We start from the raw sequence: 4,441 nt of genomic DNA on the forward strand, positions 1-4,441 counted from the left end.
TGCTGGAACAGCTTCGCCTTGAAAGCGTTACTGCGCTGAAGCTGGACACTAACCTGACTCTGGCAGAAGTTTATCCACAGGCCCTGAGCACTTTTATCAGTGCCGGTATTCGCTACGAACTGCTTGATGAAGCCATGGCCGGTTTTGATATGGAACGCCTGGGCGCAGAACTGAAGCCTGAGCGAGATCAGCAATTTGGCTTCCTTGGCCTGCAAACCCTGTACGACCGCTACTTCCTGCACTGGAAAGAAGACCGCCTGGAACTGCCACAGGTGTTTTTCATGCGCGTTGCCATGGGCTTAGCCCTGCGTGAGGACGACCCCAATGGCCGCGCCATTGAGTTTTATAACCTGCTGTCGTCCTTCGACTACATGGCCTCCACACCCACACTGTTTAACAGCGGCACCCGCCACTCCCAGTTGTCTTCCTGCTACCTGACCACCGTGGGCGATGATTTGGAAGACATCTACGGCGCTATCCGTGACAACGCCATGCTGTCTAAATGGGCTGGCGGCTTGGGTAACGACTGGACACCGGTGCGCGCGCTGGGCTCCCGCATCAAAGGCACCAACGGCCAAAGCCAGGGCGTAGTGCCCTTCCTGAAGGTAGTGAACGACACAGCTGTAGCCGTTAACCAAGGCGGCAAGCGCAAAGGCGCCGTGTGTGCCTACCTGGAAAGCTGGCACCTTGATATCGAAGAATTCCTGGAGCTACGCAAAAACACCGGTGACGAACGCCGCCGCACCCACGACATGAACACCGCCAATTGGGTGCCGGACTTGCTAATCGAGCGCATGCGCCAGGATCGCGACTGGACCCTATTCACCCCCAGCGACGCACCAGACCTGCACGACCTGTACGGCAATGCATTCCGCGAGCGCTACGAACACTACGAAGCCCTGGCCGCAGAAGGCAAAATCGAGCTGTTCAAAACGATCCCGGCCAAACAACTGTGGCGCAAAATGCTAACCGTACTGTTTGAAACCGGCCATCCGTGGATCACCTTCAAAGACCCCTGCAACCTGCGCTCGCCCCAGCAGCACAAAGGCGTGGTACACAGCTCTAACCTGTGCACCGAAATCACCCTGAACACCAGCGCCGATGAAATCGCCGTGTGTAACCTGGGCTCGGTAAACATCGCGGCCCACATTGCCGACGGTGAACTGGATGTGCAGCGCCTGGAGCGCACCGTAAACACCGCCGTGCGCATGCTCGATAACGTTATCGACATCAACTTCTACGCCGTGCCCCAAGCGCGCAACTCCAACCTGAAGCACCGCCCGGTTGGCATGGGCCTGATGGGCTTCCAAGACGCGCTCTACGCATTGCGCCTGCCGTACACCAGCCCACAAGCGGTTGAATTTGCCGACGTAGCTATGGAACAGCTGAGCTACTTCGCCATCCGTGCCTCGGCAGAGCTGGCGGCAGAGCGGGGCGCTTATGAAAGCTACGAAGGCTCACTGTGGAGCCAGGGCATATTGCCCATCGACTCCATCGAGCTGCTGAAAGAAGCCCGCCTTGAAGGCGACCTGAGCGTAAACACCGAAAGCCGTCTGGATTGGGCGCCGGTGCGTGAGCTCATCGCCAAACACGGCATGCGCAACAGCAACGTAATGGCCATTGCGCCTACGGCCACCATTTCCAACATAGTGGGTGTGTCGCAATCCATCGAACCGGCGTATCAAAACCTGTTTGTGAAATCGAACCTGTCTGGCGAATTCACCGTGGTGAACCCCTCGCTGGTGCGTGACCTCAAGGCCGAGGGCCTGTGGGACAACGTGATGGTGAACGACCTGAAATACTACGATGGCAGCGTGCAGCAAATCGAACGCATACCCACCGAACTGAAATCCCGCTACGCCACCGCGTTTGAAATAGACGCCCGCTGGTTAGTGGAAGCCGCCTCCCGCCGCCAGAAGTGGCTGGACCAGGCCCAGAGTTTGAACCTGTATATGGCTGAGCCCAGCGGTAAAAAACTGGACGAGCTTTACCAACTGGCCTGGGAGCGTGGTCTGAAAACCACCTACTACCTGCGTTCGCTGGGTGCCACCGGCGTAAACGAAAGCGCCGCCCCGGTAGCCGCACCCCAGCCACAGGTGTGCAGCATCGACGAACCTGATTGTGAAGCTTGTCAGTAACCACTTACTTATACTCTAAGAGGCACAACCATGCTTAATTGGGACGACGACACCAAACCTCAGAGCAAGCCCGCCGCAGACAGCGGCGTGGCCCCGGTAAACGTTGAAGACAAACGCGTGATCAACGGCGAAACCGACGTAAACCAGTTGGCCCCGTTCAAGTACCCCTGGGCTTGGGAATACTTCATGAACGCCAACAAAAACCACTGGACGCCGCTGGATGTGAACATGTCGCAAGACGTTCACGACTACCACCACCGCCTGAACCCGGCGGAAAAACATGTCTTTGAAAACGTATTGGCCTATCTCACCACCTCCGACATTATGGCCATGCGCAACATCGGCCTGGCGGTGATGGAAAAAATGACCGCGCCCGAACTGCAGATTTACCAAGCGCGCCAGGTGTACGAAGAAGCCATGCACACCTGGGCCTACCAGCACTGTATTGAAACCCTTAACCTGGACCAGGGCGAGATCTACAACCGCTACCGCGTAGTGCCACAAATTAACGCCAAAATCCAAATGGCCAACCGCCGCCTGGATGCGGCCATGCGCTCCGACATGAACCTGCGCAACAAAGACGACCTGCAGGAATTCATCATGTCTTACCTGTTCTTCGCTGGCGTGTTTGAAGGCTGCTGGTTCTACAACGGCTTCAGCCCCATCTTCGCCTTGCAGCGTCGAGGCCTGATGCGCGGCACCGGCGAACAGTTTCAATACATCCTGCGTGATGAGTCCATGCACTTCTCCTTTGGCCTGAAAGTGGTTAACCAGATCCTGGAAGAAGAAAACATCAGCTTCGACCCCAAGGCCGTGCGCGACATGTGGGACGAATCCGAAGCCGCCGAGAGCGACTACGCCAACTATATCCTGCGCGACCCAATCCTGGGCTACTCAGCCGAATACCACATTGAACAGTTCCGCTTCGTAGCCAACCGCCGCGCCCGCGCCGTGGGCCTGGAAGAACCGTTCCCTGGGGCCAAAAACGTGTCGCCCTGGTTGGAAGAACAGGCCACTATGCGCAAGGAGAAGAACTTTTTTGAGACGCGGGTGATTGAGTACCAGACCGGGGCGCAGTTGGAGTGGTAAGCACTTACTAACTCCCCGCCCGACTCAGCCCAGCGGGCTGCGAACTCCCGCAAAACCTTGCCCTAGAACATGGGTGTAGATTTGGGTGGTTCGTAAGTCTGCATGGCCGAGTAAATCCTGCACTGTGCGGATGTCGTTGCCGCGCTTTAGTAGTTCGGTGGCAAAGGTATGGCGGAAAGTGTGACAGCCTGCGGGCTTGCCGATGCCGGTTGCCGAAACCGCGGTTTTCACCGCTTTCTGAACCGAACTGGTGTGGATATGGTGACGAACCACATTTCCGAAATCGTTTTTAGTCAGGCTGTGTGAGGTAAACAACCATTGCCAATCCAAGGACATGTCAGCCCCAGGGTATTTGCGAGAAAGTGCGAATGGAAGGCTTACCGGTGTTTGGAGGGAAACATCTTTTTCCTTCCAGGCTTTTTGAATAGAGGTAATCTGCATTTCCAGTTCTGAAATCAACGTACTTGGCATGAGGGTTGTTCTGTCCTTTGCGCCTTTACCGTCTCGAACAATGATGACCTGGCTACTGAAATCAATATCCTTCACCCGCAAACGGCATGCTTCGGTTACCCGTAAGCCGGAACCGTACATGAGTGAAGCCAAAAGCCGATAGGGTCCGCTGAGTTTTTCGATAATACTCATAGCCTCGCCATGAGTGAGCACAACCGGCAAACGCTTTGGCTTTTTGGAGCGAATAACGGAACCGATCTCCCCGAGAGGTATATCGAGAACCTTGGTGTAAAGAAACACCAAAGCGTTTAAAGCCTGGGCTTGGGTAGCGGCTGCCACGTTACGTTTAACCGCCAACCACGTAAGGAATTCATTTACCTCCCTTGGCCCCATATCCCTGGGATGCTTCATTTGGTGAAAACGGATGAAAAAGCGAATCCAGTACCAATAGGATTTCTCCGTACGGATGCTGTAGCGATTAACCCGAATGACCGCGCGAACCTGATCGCGAAGGCGCGGTTGAGGCTGAGTGCCTTCCATATTGGCGTACCCCTTTGGTTTAGTAATCTTTGATACTGGTTTTTTATACAGTATTATCGTTTTCACGAAAACAAGAAGTCAAGCGATTACGTGGAGGTTCAGATAGAATTGGGCTAACCTGTTGTTAAAATTGACACTTAGGCCGTGGAGCGAATATGAAAAAGTGGCATTATCGAGAACGCACTTTTTGCCAATATCGCGGAATGCGGTGTAGTTGCTGTTAG

Annotated in this window: 3 protein-coding genes; 2 read left to right on the forward strand and 1 reads right to left on the reverse strand. The window is 55.0% G+C overall.

Annotated features, from left to right (window positions below; genetic code table 11):
- Both ACTH3S_RS17930 and ACTH3S_RS17935 read left to right on the forward strand, forming a co-directional pair.
- On the forward strand, window positions 1-2,138 hold a 2,138-nt coding region (locus ACTH3S_RS17930), incomplete at its 5' end, for a ribonucleoside-diphosphate reductase subunit alpha (protein ID WP_441810373.1).
- A 30-nt stretch (window positions 2,139-2,168) separates the two neighbouring features.
- Window positions 2,169-3,227, forward strand: a complete 1,059-nt coding sequence (locus ACTH3S_RS17935; RefSeq protein WP_441810374.1) for a ribonucleotide-diphosphate reductase subunit beta — start codon at window positions 2,169-2,171, stop codon at window positions 3,225-3,227.
- A 24-nt stretch (window positions 3,228-3,251) separates the two neighbouring features.
- Here the strand turns inward: ACTH3S_RS17935 and ACTH3S_RS17940 are convergent, their stop codons facing one another.
- Window positions 3,252-4,217: an integron integrase gene (locus tag ACTH3S_RS17940; protein ID WP_441810375.1), complete on the reverse strand. Its 966-nt coding sequence runs from the start codon at window positions 4,215-4,217 to the stop codon at window positions 3,252-3,254.
- Window positions 4,218-4,441 lie beyond the last annotated feature (224 nt).

The sequence above is a fragment of the Marinobacter sp. genome (genome assembly GCF_052094685.1).
In the GTDB taxonomy this organism is placed as follows: Bacteria; Pseudomonadota; Gammaproteobacteria; order Pseudomonadales; family Oleiphilaceae; genus Marinobacter.

Excerpts from the sequence above, each read along its gene's own strand:
- ACTH3S_RS17935 (WP_441810374.1), top strand. The coding sequence starts at position 2,169 with ATGCTTAATTGGGACGACGACACCAAACCTCAGAGCAAGCCCGCCGCA.
- ACTH3S_RS17940 (WP_441810375.1), bottom strand. The coding sequence starts at position 4,217 with ATGGAAGGCACTCAGCCTCAACCGCGCCTTCGCGATCAGGTTCGCGCG.